General features: G+C 72.8%; 12 protein-coding genes. 5 read left to right on the top strand and 7 right to left on the bottom strand.

Features of this window, described 5'->3' with window-relative positions; translation table 11 throughout:
• Positions 1-8: 8 nt before the first annotated feature.
• Positions 9-1178, bottom strand: a complete 1170-nt coding sequence (locus FRAEUI1C_RS23150; protein ID WP_013425779.1) for an epoxide hydrolase family protein — start codon at positions 1176-1178, stop codon at positions 9-11.
• Positions 1179-1333: 155 nt separating this feature from the next.
• Between FRAEUI1C_RS23150 and FRAEUI1C_RS23145 the strand changes: the two genes are divergently transcribed.
• Positions 1334-2218 carry an LLM class flavin-dependent oxidoreductase gene (locus tag FRAEUI1C_RS23145; RefSeq protein WP_013425778.1) on the top strand — a complete coding sequence of 295 codons (885 nt, stop codon included), beginning with the start codon at positions 1334-1336 and terminating at the stop codon, positions 2216-2218.
• A 196-nt stretch (positions 2219-2414) separates the two neighbouring features.
• On the opposite strand, the gene FRAEUI1C_RS36595 is transcribed toward FRAEUI1C_RS23145, so the two are convergent.
• Both FRAEUI1C_RS36595 and FRAEUI1C_RS23135 read right to left on the bottom strand, forming a co-directional pair.
• On the bottom strand, positions 2415-2906 hold the full coding sequence (locus FRAEUI1C_RS36595; protein WP_013425777.1) for a WapI family immunity protein: 492 nt from the start codon (positions 2904-2906) through the stop codon (positions 2415-2417).
• Positions 2907-2915: 9 nt separating this feature from the next.
• A complete protein-coding gene (locus FRAEUI1C_RS23135) occupies positions 2916-3755 on the bottom strand; it encodes a mycofactocin-coupled SDR family oxidoreductase (RefSeq protein ID WP_013425776.1) in 840 nt (279 codons plus the stop codon).
• A gap of 123 nt (positions 3756-3878) precedes the next feature.
• Here FRAEUI1C_RS23135 and FRAEUI1C_RS23130 point away from each other — a divergent pair, with 123 nt between their 5' ends.
• A complete protein-coding gene (locus tag FRAEUI1C_RS23130; RefSeq protein ID WP_013425775.1) occupies positions 3879-4358 on the top strand; it encodes a MerR family transcriptional regulator in 480 nt (159 codons plus the stop codon).
• Between the two features lie 44 nt (positions 4359-4402).
• Positions 4403-4768: a thioredoxin gene (gene trxA, locus FRAEUI1C_RS23125; RefSeq protein ID WP_013425774.1), complete on the top strand. Its 366-nt coding sequence runs from the start codon at positions 4403-4405 to the stop codon at positions 4766-4768.
• On the opposite strand, the gene FRAEUI1C_RS23120 is transcribed toward trxA, so the two are convergent.
• Both FRAEUI1C_RS23120 and FRAEUI1C_RS23115 read right to left on the bottom strand, forming a co-directional pair.
• Positions 4765-5307, bottom strand: coding sequence for a GNAT family N-acetyltransferase (locus FRAEUI1C_RS23120; RefSeq protein WP_013425773.1), 543 nt, complete (start codon positions 5305-5307; stop codon positions 4765-4767). The two genes, trxA and FRAEUI1C_RS23120, sit on opposite strands and share 4 nt — an antisense overlap.
• Before the next feature lie 201 nt (positions 5308-5508).
• Positions 5509-6024, bottom strand: coding sequence for a VOC family protein (locus FRAEUI1C_RS23115; RefSeq protein WP_013425772.1), 516 nt, complete (start codon positions 6022-6024; stop codon positions 5509-5511).
• A gap of 300 nt (positions 6025-6324) precedes the next feature.
• Between FRAEUI1C_RS23115 and FRAEUI1C_RS23110 the strand changes: the two genes are divergently transcribed.
• Both FRAEUI1C_RS23110 and FRAEUI1C_RS23105 read left to right on the top strand, forming a co-directional pair.
• On the top strand, positions 6325-7452 hold the full coding sequence (locus FRAEUI1C_RS23110; protein WP_013425771.1) for a CE1 family esterase: 1128 nt from the start codon (positions 6325-6327) through the stop codon (positions 7450-7452).
• A gap of 344 nt (positions 7453-7796) precedes the next feature.
• Positions 7797-9713, top strand: coding sequence for a DUF4139 domain-containing protein (locus tag FRAEUI1C_RS23105; protein WP_041259615.1), 1917 nt, complete (start codon positions 7797-7799; stop codon positions 9711-9713).
• A gap of 25 nt (positions 9714-9738) precedes the next feature.
• Here the strand turns inward: FRAEUI1C_RS23105 and FRAEUI1C_RS23100 are convergent, their stop codons facing one another.
• Together FRAEUI1C_RS23100 and FRAEUI1C_RS23095 are read right to left on the bottom strand one after the other, a co-directional pair.
• Positions 9739-11073: a DUF1501 domain-containing protein gene (locus FRAEUI1C_RS23100; protein WP_013425769.1), complete on the bottom strand. Its 1335-nt coding sequence runs from the start codon at positions 11071-11073 to the stop codon at positions 9739-9741.
• Between the two features lie 19 nt (positions 11074-11092).
• On the bottom strand, positions 11093-12436 hold the full coding sequence (locus FRAEUI1C_RS23095; protein ID WP_232425095.1) for a DUF1800 domain-containing protein: 1344 nt from the start codon (positions 12434-12436) through the stop codon (positions 11093-11095).
• Positions 12437-12483: the final 47 nt, after the last annotated feature.

Below are 12483 nucleotides of genomic sequence, written 5' to 3'. Positions count from 1 at the left end.
TCAAGGGCTCAACGCATCGTGCGGAAGGCTCGGCGGAGCTGGTCGGTGAAGATGGCGGGTTGTTCGAAGGCGGCGAAGTGGCCGCCGTGGTCGGGGCGCTCGTAGAAGCGCAGGTCCGAGAAGGCGCGTTCCACCCAGCGCCGCGACGGCTTGAAGATCTCGCCGGGGAACAGCGAGAGCGCCGACGGCACGGCCACCTCGCGGCGGAACGTCTCGGAGCCGCCGCCCTGCCGGGACAGGCCCGCCTCCCAGTACATCCGCGCCGACGACCCGCCGGTGGCGGTGAACCAGTACAGCGAGATGTCGTCCAGCATCTGGTCGCGGCTGAGGGCCGTGTAGGGATCGCCGTCGTGGTCGCACCACGCCCAGAACTTCTCCGCGATCCAGGCGCACTGGGCCACCGGTGAGTCCACCAGCCCATAGGCGAGGGTCTGCGGCCTCGTGGACTGCTGCGTGGAGTAGCCGGTGCCCCATTGCAGGTGCTCGGCGCCGGCCGTCAACGACGCGAGCTCCTCCTCGGTGAAGTCCTTCTCGCCGGACGGCGGGCCGATCACGACGAAGTTGAGGTGGATGCCCACAAGGTGCTCCTTGTCGTGGGCAGCCAGCGCGCTCGTCACCGCGGAGCCCCAGTCGCCACCCTGGGCGGCGTACCGGTCGTAGCCGAGCCGTGCCATCAACGTCGCCCACGCGGCGGCAGTGCGGTCGACTCCCCAGCCGGGCGCGGTCGGACGGGCCGAGAAGCCGTAGCCGGGCAGCGACGGGATGACGAGGTGGAAGGCGTCCGCCTGGTCGCCGCCGTGCGCCTCCGGGTCGGTGAGCGTCTCGATCACGTCCAGGAACTCGACCACCGAGCCAGGCCAGCCATGCGTGAGCAGCAGCGGCAGCGCGTCCGGGTTGGGCGAGCGCACGTGCAGGAAGTGGATGTCCAGGCCGTCGATCGTCGTGACGAACTGGTCGTGGGCGTTGAGGCGCGCCTCGCAGCGGCGCCAGTCGTAGCCGTCGGCCCAGTAGGCGCAGAGGTCGCGCAACCAGGCCAGCGGGACGCCCTGGGTCCAGTCGCCGACCGGCTCCTTCTCGGGCCACCGGGTGGCGGTCAAACGGCGTTTCAGGTCGAGGACGTCCGCGTCGGGGACAGACACCTTGAACGGCGTGATCTCCGCGCCTGCGGGCTCGGTCATGCGGACACTCCACCACATCGCGGCCGTGGACGCGATCTGCGATTTCGTCGGTGGCGCCGGGGGGTGGGCAGTGGTTTGTTCGTCTTGGACCGGTCCAGGCCCGTCACCGCCCGTTCGGGTCCACCGACCCGGCCGAGCCGCGCCACGGAGGCGAAATGGAGTTCCACCTCTACCTGCCCCAGATGAGAATGGCGATGCCGGACATCGTCGAGCGGGCCCGCAACGCCGAGGGCGCCGGGTTCGCGGGCATCGCGATGATGGATCACCTCGCACCGCCCGGGGCGGTCGACACCCCGATGTTCGAGGCGATGACGACGGCGGCCTGGATCGCCGCGAAGACCGAACGGCTCACGGTCGGCCACCTGGTTCTCTGCGACACGTTCCGCCATCCGGTCATGCTCGCGAAGGAGGCGGTGACGCTCGACCATGCCAGCGAAGGCCGGTTCGAACTCGGCATCGGCTGGGGCTCGGTGCCGGCCGAGTTCGCGCGCTACGGCATCGGCGACACGACGGCCCGGGTCCGCGTCGACCGGCTGGCCGAGACCCTGGCCGTCCTGCGGGCGCTGTGGAGCGGGGAGTCCGTCAGCTATCGGGGTGAGCACTTCGCGCTGACGGAGGCCGCCGCGCTGCCGGTGCCGACCAGGCCGATCCCGATCACCATCGGCGGCACCGGCCCGCGCACCCTGAAGCTGGTCGCCGAGTACGCGGACTGGTGGAACGTCCAGGTCGACAAGATCGGCCAGCTCGACGAGCTGCGCGACCGGGTCGGCACGGCTCGGGTCTCGGTCCAGCAGATGGTCACCGTCATCCCGCCGAACGCGACGGCCGCCGAGCGGGAGAAGATCACCGCGACGGCGAACCGCCGGTTCAGCGGCCTGCTCGCCAAGGGCGGCCTGGCCACCGGCACGCCCGCCGAGCTGACCGAGCACTTCGGCGCGCTGGCCGCCCGCGGCGTGGAACGCGTCTACGCCTGGTTCACGGACTTCGCCAAGCCCGACACCCTGACGGCCTTCACCGGGGTCATCGAAGACCTGCGCTGAGCCGGGCCGGCCGCTGAGGCTCGGCTACTGGCCGTCGTACCCATCACTTGAAACGGCTAAGGCGACTCCCGACAAGGCGGACGTGGCCAGGCCAAAAGGCCTGGTCATACCGCATGGTCGCCAGAAGATGGGTGCGGACGACCTGCGGTAGGACTCATCAGAGGCGGGCCCGTGATCATGGCCACCGCACAGGTGCTCAACGTTCGGGGTAGCGCGAAAGCATCACCTCCCAGGCCACGGCGGCCGTGCGCAGATCGGCTGGCGTGAGTGTGAGGGTGATGCTGTATCCGTAGCTGGGGGCCGTCGGATCAAGCCCGTGTGAGGGCGGCGCCGATTCGCACTGCAGGTGCACCCGGATGGTGCGAGATTCGCCGTCGGATTCGGCCACACTGAGTCCGAGGCACGGTTCCAGGAACGCGAGGGCCGGACCGTCCTCAACGAGACCGTCGCTCGGCTCGACTCGCCCGGCGGCTGCCTCCCTTAGCCACTGGACGAGGTCGCGAACCTCCCAGGTCGTCAGGCAGGGATCGCGGAAGGACCACGTCTCGCCGTCTCCGCCACCCACGGTGCCCCCGATGAAGAGCCAGTTCGCTTCCCAGTCCTGCCTGCCGGCCGCTTTGTGTTCCGGGAACTGGTAGCCGTCGATGCGTAGGTCGATGTAGGACCCGTCCGCGGACATCAGGAACATCGGTCAGGCTCAGCCCTTGGCGGTGGCGCCGGCGTCGATGGGGAGGGCTACGCCGGTGATGTAGCGGGCCTCGTCGGAGGCGAGGAACAGCACGGCGTTGGCGACGTCGACGGCCTCGATCAGTGGGACCGGCATGAGGTGCAGCGCGCCGAGGACGGCGGCGGCGTCGTCGATCGTCGGGCTCTCGAGGTCGGGGCGCAGCATTCCGCGCAGTGACGCGTTGTCGATCATCGGGGTGCGCACGTTGCCGGGGTGCACGCTGTTCACTCGGATCAGCGCGTGGGCGAACTCGTTCGCCAGGGACCGCATCAGGCCGACGAGGCCGTGCTTGGCGGAGACGTAGCCGGCCATCCAGCCCTGGCCCTTCAGCCCCAGCATCGAGCTGGTCAGGATGACCGAGCCGCCGCGGCCGCCGGCGACCAGGTGCGGGAGGGCGACCTTCGCGGTCAGGAAGCAGCCGGTCAGGTCGATGTCGAGCACCGTCTGCCAGGCGCGCAGGCTCAGCTGGTCGGTGGCGGCCGCCGTGCCCGAGATGCCGGCGTTCGCGACGACGATGTCGAGCCGGCCCAGCTCGGCGACCCCGGTGTCGACGGCGGCCCGCAGCGCGTCCTCGTCGCGGACGTCGGCGACGGCGGTGACGATCCGCCGGCCCAGCCTCGCCACGGCGGCCGTCGTCTCGGCCAGGTCGTCGGGCGTGGCCATCGGGTAGTCGACGGTGTCGACCTCGCCGAGGAGATCGACGCCGATGATGTCGGCGCCCTCCTCGGCGAGCCGTATGGCGTGGGCTCGGCCCTGGCCACGGGCCACCCCGGTGATGAACGCGACCTTGCCCTCGACCCGACCCGCCACGTCGACCTCCGTCGCTCGCCGTCCGTCGTGATGTTGTCGCACGATCTGGTGGGAAGCGCGAGCGATAGGCCGTCCCGGCTCGGGCTGGCGTTGACGTCGACGGCAGGGTTTAGCGTCGGTCTCATGCGGATCGGGGAGCTGGCGCGGCGGGCCGGGACCAGCCCGCGGGCACTGCGGCACTACGAGCAGGAGGGCCTGCTCGCCGCCCGGCGCCGGGCCAACGGGTACCGGGAGTTCGACGAGTACGACCTGCGGCTGGTCGCCGAGATCAGGTCGCTGCTGGCGATCGGGTTCACCCTGGCCGAGACCCGGCCGTTCGTCGAGTGCCTGCGCGCCGGCAACGACCGCGGGGTCACCTGCCCGGACGCCGCCGCCGTCTACCGCCGCAAGATCGCCGAGATCGACGCGTGCACGGCCCGGCTCGGCGAGATCCGGGCCGGGCTGGTCGGTCAGCTCGCCGAGGAGCTGGCCGCCCGCTCGCCCGCCGGTCGCCGGGCACGGCCGCAGCCGCGGCTCGCGCCCGAGGACGTCCGCGCGGTGCCCGTGCCCGACGCCGCGCCGGCCTGCGCGCTGTCCCTCGGAAAGAACCAGTCTTCGGCGTAGACCAGCTTCCCGCCGAGACCCCTACCGCGAGACGAGGTTTCGCCATGTCGTCCACCCCTTCCCCCGCAGGCGTCGTCACCGCCCCCGCCGGGCAGGTCGTCACCGTCACCGACCGGTCCTTCGCCGACCTCGTGCTGGACAGCCAGGTCCCCGTGCTCGTCGACTTCTGGGCCGAGTGGTGCCCGCCGTGCCGGATGATGGCGCCGGTCCTGGACCGCATCGCGGCGGACTACGCCGGTCGCCTCGTCGTCGCGTCACTCAACTGCGACGAGCAGCCCCAGACCGCCCGGACCTACGGCGTCCTGGCGATGCCGACGTTCAAGATCTTCCGCGGCGGCGAGCCGGTCGCCTCCGTGGTCGGCGCCCGCTCCGGGGCCGCCATGCGCAAGCTCCTCGACGAGCACCTCTAGGCGACGCGGCCGCGGGTCTTCGTGCGGTACGGGCGGAAGCCGCGGGCGCGGTAGTTCGCCAGCGCGCGCCGGTGGTCGAGCGTCGAGGTGTGCAGCCAGACGCGGTGGACGCCGTCGAGGCCCGGGTGGTCGAGCGTCCAGGCGAGCCTGGCCGCGAGCGTCAGCGCGTGGCCGCCGATCCCGGTGCCGACATACTCGGGCACCAGGCCGAACGAGGTGATCTCGACGTCGTGCGGCGGGTGCGCCTCGGTCTCCACGACCCCGGCCACCTCGCCGTCGGCGCCACCGGTCCGCAGCAGGAAGCTCTGGCGGCGCGGGTCGGCGAACCAGTCCGCCCAGGCGGCGTCCCCCCAGACCACGGACGGCCACTGGTAGGGCGCGCCGACCCGCACGATCGTCGCCCGGGTCAGCGCCTCGTCGGCCGGCGAGGTGGGGACCAGGACCAGCTCCGGAGCGACCCGGCCGGGCTTGAGCTGGTCAGGACTGGTCATCTCCAGGAACGTGATGACCTCGCCTCGCACCGGCTCCACGATCGCCACGCTACCCCTCCCCGATCAGCCCGCGGGGCGGCCACGGGACCGGCGGACCGACGCCGTCGTGCCGGCCAGCCCCTGACGATGCCGGCCCTCGGCGAGCCGTGCCGCGCGCCGCGCCGGGGGGACCGGATCCGCTGCACTCCCCGCGCCGCTCGGCCTCCCCGCCCCGCCGGACGAGGCCGCGTCAAGGGCGCGGACCGGCCGTCAGAGCACCTTCGTGCCGTACATCTCGCCGAGCGGGTCGGCGATCAGCTCCAGCCGGGCGCCGTCGGGGTCGCGGAAGTAGACGGAGACCTCGGAGTGGACCACGTGGTCGACACCGGCCGCCTCGAGCTTGCCGACCAGGCGCCGCCAGTGGTCCGGGGCGACCGAGATCGCGACGTGGTGCAGCCCGCCGAGCACCTCGGCGTAGGGGCCGAGGTCGAGGCCCGGGAAGTCGAAGAAGGCGATCAGGTTCCCGTTGCCGATGTCGAAGAAGAAGTGCGACGAGCCGGCGTAGTCGCGGTTCTCGATCAGCTCGGTGAGCGGGAACTCCAGCACTCCCTGGTAGAAGCGGATCGTCCGCTCGACGTCCTGGCTGATCAGGGCGGCGTGGTGTAGCCCGCGGGCCGAGGACGGGGCCCGCTCGCCGGCCGGGGTCAGGTAGGTCGCGCGCAGGGCGGCCCGGGCCGCCTCGAGGGCCGGCAGGTCGCGGCCCACGGTCGTCGTCTCACTGCTCATGACTTGCTCCTCGGTCCGTCCCGGCCCGCCGGTGGGCCGGCGCCGTCGTGCGGCAGAACTAGTTGCCGATACAACACGTTCCCGGCCTCGGTGTCGGCTAGACGATGCGCCCCGCTTGCTCTCCTGCCCGGCCTTTCGTTCGTGGGCCCGGCCTTGACCTTGTTCTTACAAGACCCTTGCGGGTCGTTGGGTGATCTCTGCGAGCGTGCTGTCCGCGGGGGTCGATCGGCCCCCTCGGCCGTCCGGCCCTCGGGTTGGACGGCCCTCGGGTCGGTGGCGATCGGGTGAGGGGACGGGCTGATGCGACGGGGCGGAATGCCACGGCTGATGGCCGTGACGGCGCTGGTGGCCGTGGTGGCTGTGGCTGCCGCGGCCTGCGGGCCGATGGAGCGGCGGCCGCCCGTGGCCGCGCCACCGTCGTCCGGGACCGCACCGAAGCCGGGAACGGCCAGCCACACGCTGACGGTCGACGGCCGGTCCCGTGACTACGCGATCCACGTCCCGGCCGGAACAGGCACCGCACCTCTTCCACTCGTCGTCCAGCTGCACGGCGGCGGGGGTAACAACGTCAACATCGAGAAGCAGACCGGCTTCTACGACCTCGCCGACCAGGACCACTTCCTGGTAGCGAGCCCGGACGGCACCGGCGAGAAGGCGGGCCGGCTGCTGACCTGGAACGCCGGCTGGTGCTGTGGGTCGGCGCTGAACAACCAGGTTGATGACGTCGCGTTCATCGGCGCGATGCTCGACGACCTCGAAGCGCACTATCCCGTTGACCCGCGCCGGATCTACCTCACCGGCTTCTCCAACGGCGCGATGATGACCTACCGGCTCGGCTGCGCGCTCGCCGACCGGATCGCCGCGATCGCCCCCGTGTCGGGCGCCCTGGACTTCGACGGCTGCGCCCCCGCCCGTCCGCTGCCACTGCTCGCCATCCACGGCACGGCGGACGAGAACGTCCCCTATGCCGGGGGCAAGGGCACCGACGAGGGCCGACGGTTCCCGTCGCAGAAAGACCGGATCGACCGGTCGGTGGCCGACTCCGTGGGATTCTGGGTGAAGAACGACGGTTGCCAGACCCCTGCGGCCGAACAGCATTCCGGCAGCCTGATCCGCGCGACCTACGGTCACTGCGCCGCTGGCACCGACGTGGTCCTGGACACGATCGTGGGCGGCGTCCACGCCTGGCCCGGCGGTCAGAAGATCCGCCCCAAGGCCGGCGAGCCCAGCGACGCCATCAACGCCACCGCCGAGATCTGGAGTTTCTTCTCGGCCCACGAACTGCCCAGCTCCGTATCCGCCACGTCGACACCGGCAACGTCGGCGGCGACCCCGGCGGTCGCCACGTCGGCGGTCGGCAACGCGGCGCGGCCGGCCAGCCTGGCGGGCCTTCCGGCCGCGACCCGGCGCCCGTCCTGGACGGCGTAGCGCTCCAACGCCTAGGTGGACGCGCCACCCGGAGATCGGACTGCTCCGCGAAACGATCGGGCCGGCCCGCGGAACGCGGGCCGGCCGTTGCGCGGAACGCGGAGATCACAGCCCCGGGACCGTGGGGAGGCGTTGGCCTGCCGCGAGGGTCAGCCCGGAGTGATCGCCGATTTCGCCCTGAGGTGGTCGTGAATCGGGTCTCGTCACAACCAGCTGAAGGCCAAAACGGTGATCATGTTGAGGGTTCGGAGCTTGCGGACGTTGTCGGAGGCGGCCGGACAGGGCCGTGACGGTCACGCGTGGGTCGTGCCGAATTGTCGGACAGCCTCGTTACGCTGACCGCCATGGCTGATCCAGCAGCGACGGCGCTTACCCTGGACGCTCCGATCACGGCGGTCGTCGTCTATCCGAGGCAGGCCCGCGTGACCCGGCGTGGGGTGGTGACGCTGCCCTCCCCGGCTGGCCCGCGGCCAGCAGCCGGGTCGGCGCCGCCCGAGTCCGCGCCCTCTGAGTCCGGGCCCGAGTCTGCGTCGTCGGGGTCTGTCGCTCCGGCCGAGTTCACGGTGACGCTCGGTGGGCTGCCGCAGCAGATCGACCCCAACTCTGTGCGGGTGTCCGGGCGCGGGGCGGTCCGGGTGCTGGGGGTCGAGGTCGATCTCGTGACCCGGGCGGCTACGGCGGACGCGACGCTCGCCGAGCTGCAGCAGCGGCTGCGCGTGCTGCGGCGCAGGGGCCGCGAGCTGGACGATGCCGCCGAGACCGAGCAGGCGCTCCGCAAGTTCCTGGACGTGGCCGGTCGCAACGGGGCCGCGGCGATCGCTCGGAGCTGGGGAGCGCCATCCTGGCATGGCGGGCCGGCGGAGGTTCGGGGAACGAACTCCCAGGGCGGCTCCGCCGAGCCGGGCGGGACCGCGGGCCTGCCCGCTGCGGCCGCGGACGCCCCGAGTGCCGAGGCGCTCCGGCTCGCCGAGATCGGCGCCGCGCTGGGCGGTCAGCTCGCTGAGCTCGCCGGGCGCCGGCGGACGATCGCCGACGAGCAGGCGGACCTGCAGCGCGAGATCGGCGCCGCCGAGGCCGCTGTGGCAAAACGTCAAGGCCGCGCCCGCCCCGAGCAGACCTACCAGGTCACGGTGGTGCTGGAACCGACCTCCGCCCTGCCCGGCCCGGCCGGGTCCGAGCCGGCCAGTCGCGAGCCAGCCGGGTCCCAACCGGTCCGGGACGAGCTGCCCACCGGCGGGCCGGCCGGGCCCGGGCCGGCCGGCGTCGACGTGGAGCTTGAGGTTTCCTACCTTTCGCTCAACGCCTCCTGGTCGGCGCGGTACGACGCCCGTCTGGTCGACGGGACCGTGACGTTGACCTGGTTCGGGATGGTCACCCAGTCCAGCGGTGAGGACTGGCCGGTGTGCGACCTGGCGCTGTCGACCGCGCGGCCGGCGCGCAGCAGCGGGCTACCCGAGCTGACCCCCTGGTACGTCGACGTCGCCAGGCCGAGGCCGCTGCCGCCGCCGATGGTCGCGGCCAGGAGCGCCCCGGACGGGATGGGCACGCTGGCGGGCGGCTCGGTCAGGACGGCGAGCCTCGCGGCCGCTCCGGCCGGCGCCGCGCCCGTGGAGCATGCCGTCGCGTCCGTGGACACCTCGGGAACCGCGGCCACCTATCGGCCGGCCCGCCCGGTGCCGGTGCCCGCCGACGGCCAGTCACACCGCAGCACGCTCGCGATCCTGGAACTCGCCGCCGAGCTGGACCATCTGACGGTCCCCAAACTCGCGCCCGAGGCCTACCTGCGGGCACGCGTCACGAACGCCTCGGCGCACACCCTGCTCGCCGGCCCGATCGCGATCTTCCACGGTGCCGACTACGTCGGGACCAGCGCGTTGGACCAGCCGGTCCCGCCGGGCGCCGAGGTGGAGCTGCAGCTCGGCGTCGATGACCGGCTCGTGGTCGAGCGGGAGCTGGTCAGCCGGGCGACCAGCCGCAAGGTCGTCGGCAGCCTGCGCCGGACGGACGTCGGCTACGCGGTCACCCTGACCAACCACACCGGTCGGCCGGCCAGGGTGACGGTCCGCGACCAGATCCCGGTGTCGCGGCACGAGGGCGTCGCGGTCAAGGACTTCCACGCGACCCCGGCCCCCGGCGAGACCACGGAGCTCGGCCAGCTGACCTGGCCCGTGGAGCTCGCCGCCGGGGGCACGAAGAAGATCGAGTTCGGCTTCCGCCTGGAGCACAACCGCGCCCTCGACCTCACCGGATGGGCCGAGTAGAGGGAGAGTCCGCGCGGTTCGGTCGTCAGACGAAGGTCAGGCGGGGGAAGTGCTCGCCGGAGCCGAGCACGGGACCGGCCTCGCTGGCCAGGACGCGTTCGAGGACGGTGGCGTAGACGGAGCGGAAGTCGGTGGAGGCCTTCAGGTCGCCGTCGTCGAGGTTGGTGAGGCTCGGCTGGTCGCCGTAGAAGCCGCCCCTGACGCGTGAGCCGAGGACGAGGACCGGAGCGGCGGTGCCGTGGTCGGTGCCGTTGTTGGCGTTGGCGGCGACCCGGCGGCCGAACTCCGAGTAGACGAGGGTCGTCACTCCGGCACCGTGCGGGTCGGTGCCGATGGCGCTCTGGAAGCGGGTGAGGGCCGCGTCGAGCTGGCCGAGCAGCCTGGCCTGGGTGGCCTTCTCCTCGGTGTGGGTGTCGAAGCCGCCGAGGTTCACCGAGTAGACCCTGGTCGGCACACCGGCCCGGATGCAGGCCGCGACGACGTCGAGCTGTGCCCCGAGCTCGCCGGCATCACCCTTCGCCGCCGTGCCACCCTTCCCGGCCGCACCGGTCGCACCGGCGGCGGCGGTCGGCCCGGCCGCAGGGTCCGCGCCGGCGTCCAGCTGGCCCGTCGGCGCCTGCGTCTGGTCGGACTTCGTGCCCAGGACCGGGGCCAGCGCGCCGGCGACGGTGAACAGGTCGGCGCCCGAGGAGGCCACCCGGGCGGCGAGCGGACCGTCCGCCCGGTCCGGGCGGTAGAGCAGGTTCAGCTCCTGGCCGAGCGCGCCCGCCGGTGCCTTGAACGACCCGGTCGGCACGGCCGCCGCCGCGGTCGAGGCGCCGACGACCAGCGGCGCGAGCGTCGGCCCGATGGAGATCGCCCGCAGCGCGGTGACGCTGCTGGCGGCCTTCGGGTCGGCCTTGGCCTGGGCGTCGAGCCAGCGGCCGAGCCAGCCGGTCGTCGCGACGGTGTCGGGGGAGGCGGTCTGCCAGATCGCCATCGACCGGAAGTGGCTGTGGTCGGGTTTCGGGTAGCCGACGCCGCGCACGATCGCGAGCCGGTGGGAGTTCCACAGGCCGTGTAGCCCGGTCAGCGCCGGGTGCAGCGCCAGGCCGTCGGACAGTGGCAGCGCCTCGCCGGCCGAGTAGGCGAGCTCGGGCCTGGCTGCCCGGTAGGCCGGGTCGTCGGCCGGGATCACCATGTTCAGCCCGTCGTTGCCGCCGTAGAGAGTGACGACGACGAGGACGCCACCACCCGCGAGTGGCTGCTCGGTGGACGCGTGATGCAGGTCCCGGTAGGTGAGGACCCCGCCGCCCGCGGCGGCGGCGAGCCCGCCGGTCACGCCCGAGGCGATCAGGAACCGGCGTCGGTCGAACGGCATCGGTCTTGTCCTACCTTTCCTAGACCGTCAGGTACTCGGGGGACAGCAGGGCGAGCGCGACGAGGCGGGCCGGGTTGCCGCCCGTCGCCGCGAGGGCCGTGCGGGTGCGGACGGTCCAGCCGTCGACGGACAGCAGGTGGGCGACGGCGTCGGCGCGGGAGGCGGCCGGCTCGTCGGCGATCGCCGACAGGTCCGCCGCCGCCGCTGCCGCGGCCGCGAACTTGGCGCGGACCTGGGTGGACGCCGTCGTCAGCCAGGCCGCGTTCGACGGCCAGCCGCCGACGCTGGGCGGGTCGAACGGGATCTGGCCGAGCCCGGAGAGGACCGCGAGGACCGCCTTCTGCTTCAGCGCCCCCGGGCCGGCGCCGGCCTCCGTCGCGCGGCCCGAGCCGTCGGCCGCGGCCGGGGCGACCCGCAGGCCGAGGGCGCGCAGCACCCCGACGACGTACTCGACCGGCTGCGGGACGAGCTGGCCGCGGGTGGCCAGGAACGCGGGCGACAGCAGCATCGCCCGCGCGGCGGCGCCCACGTCGAGCGTTGGCCCGTAGGCGGCGAGCATGGCGGCGGCCGCCGGGTTGGCCGTCGGCGCCGTCGGGGCGGCGAACCGGGTGAACAGCCGGCCGCACACCCACCGGGCCGACGCGGGGGAGTGCGTCACCAGGGCGATGACATCCTCACCGCTGAGGTTGCCCGATTTCCCGAGGACGGTTTTCGTCCCGTCGTCGTGCTGCGCGGCGGCGAGCTGGAAACCGGTACGAGCTTTGTCGACCCGCCACCCGGTGAACGCCCGCGCGGCCTCGCGGACGTCGGTCTCGGTGTAGTTGCCGATCCCGAGGGTGAACAGCTCCATCAGCTCGCGGGCGAAGTTCTCGTTCGGGTGCTCCTTGCGGTTCTGGCCCGCGTCCAGCCAGACCAGCATCGCGGGGTCGTGCGCGGCGGAAAGCGCCAGCGCGTCGAACCGGCCGGTGCCCTGCTCGCGGAAGATCTGGTTCTGGGCCAGCATCATCGCCGCCGAGCGCACCTTGACGATCGACGTGGCGAAATGGCCGTGCCAGAAGAACGTCAGCTTCTCGACGAAGGGCACGTCGGTCGCGACCATGCGCCGCATCCACCAGCCGGCGAGCGTGGTCGCCTGGTCGCGCACCATTTTCGCGTAGGTTGCCCGCGCCGCGGGGTCGGCGCTTTTCGGGAGGGTCAGCGGGGCGAACGCCGGCGGCGGCTCGAGCGACGCCGTCGCCGTCGCGCCGATCAGGGCGTCGACGGTCGCGGCATAGCCACGGCCGACCGCGGCGTCGAGCTCCGCCGGGCGTGCGCCGAAGGCGGCACGGCGGTAGAGGAACGCGAGGTCCGAGCGAGAAGCCACGGTGCAGACCATTCCAGCGAACCGTCAGCGGCCCGTGGCCGCGATGT

This window comes from Pseudofrankia inefficax (genome assembly GCF_000166135.1).
GTDB lineage: Bacteria > Actinomycetota > Actinomycetes > Frankiales > Frankiaceae > Pseudofrankia > Pseudofrankia inefficax.
The sequence above is the reverse complement of the archived record's forward strand: the minus strand, read 5'-3'. Positions and strand labels throughout refer to the sequence as shown.